Annotated in this window: 1 pseudogene; it reads right to left on the reverse strand. The window is 52.8% G+C overall.

What is annotated here, in order from left to right:
- Positions 1-231, reverse strand: a pseudogene (locus tag HBA93_RS23935) (nucleoside triphosphate pyrophosphohydrolase); the annotation flags it as partial.

The following is a 231-nucleotide window of genomic DNA, read 5'->3' on the forward strand; positions in this document are numbered from 1 at the left end:
GCAGTTCCTGCGCTTCTTCGGCAACCTTGTCCAGAATAGGGGCTGCCTCTGCCCAGTCAAAACCAACACGCGCAGCTTTTTGCTGATATTTCAGCGCGCTTACCAATGCCGGTAAATAGGTCGGCACATCATCAAGGAAGCCTTTTTTCTCAGTCGTTTCAAGCCCAAGCGCAGTGCGGCGGGCAAGGCGTTCGTCTTTTTCAATCTGCTTGATACGGTTCCAAGACCCCT

Source organism: Ochrobactrum sp. SFR4 (assembly GCF_019730395.1).
GTDB lineage: Bacteria > Pseudomonadota > Alphaproteobacteria > Rhizobiales > Rhizobiaceae > Pseudochrobactrum.